Here is an 826-nt window from a genome sequence, read left to right as displayed (position 1 = left end):
AGCTATTCCTTGTATATGTTGCATCACTAAAAATAATGAATTTATCTTTTTCTTACAACTATTTTACTATATTTGGTACTAGGATTGTGGAGGTTTTTTCACAGTCTGACGTTACCAGTAATTGTTCGACAACTAAACTTTAAACGAGAATGAAATTCCTGAAAGGCTGTTTAATTACATTTATAATATTTATTGGAATTTGTATAATTGGATGGTTCTCGTTCAAAAGCAATGTTTTGGAAAACTTGGAAAGTTTAAGCGGAAAGGTGAAAGACAATTGGGAAAAATATACAGAAAACATAATAGAAAGGAACGCAGAATTTGCTCTACAGCAAGCCAAAAATGATAGTTTAAAATATTATTTGAAAAACTCAAACGAGCTAATAAAATCAAAAGAATATTCTAAAGAACTTGAGTTGAACGAATACAAACTAAATAGAATTTTGATGGTTAATAGTTTAAAGTCAAATTTGAATGAGAAACTTAATTTGAGTTTAGATAATTACAACCAAGCTGTAAAAGAATATAATGTTTACAGAGTTACATTTCCAAATTCACTAATTGCCAGAAAAACTAAATTCCAAAAGTTTTACAAATATTTTGATATCCGATACGGAATTGAAAATGAAAAAACAATGGCTAGAAAAAAGGAAAGAGAGAATTGGATTAAGAATGGCGGACCATTGCCACAATAACAACTACTGGTAACAGCGGTAACTGTTGCACAACCTCAATAAAAAACTAAAATTTTAAAATATTTATAAAAAATAACCTCTTTAGAAGCTATTTTAAGGAAGTTTGTTTTTTAGTTATAATTCAAAGTTGT

The 826-nt window shown here is 28.0% G+C and carries 1 protein-coding gene; it reads left to right on the top strand.

Going from position 1 to position 826, the window contains the following annotated elements; translation table 11 throughout:
* Positions 1 to 149: 149 nt before the first annotated feature.
* The gene (locus G6042_RS00735; RefSeq protein WP_169522363.1) at positions 150 to 695 is read left to right on the top strand and encodes a LemA family protein; all 546 of its coding nucleotides are present in this window, start codon (positions 150 to 152) and stop codon (positions 693 to 695) included.
* Positions 696 to 826 lie beyond the last annotated feature (131 nt).

Origin of the sequence: Flavobacterium solisilvae, assembly GCF_012911605.1 — a bacterium.
In the GTDB taxonomy this organism is placed as follows: Bacteria; Bacteroidota; Bacteroidia; order Flavobacteriales; family Flavobacteriaceae; genus Flavobacterium; species Flavobacterium solisilvae.
The sequence above is the reverse complement of the archived record's forward strand: the minus strand, read 5'-3'. Positions and strand labels throughout refer to the sequence as shown.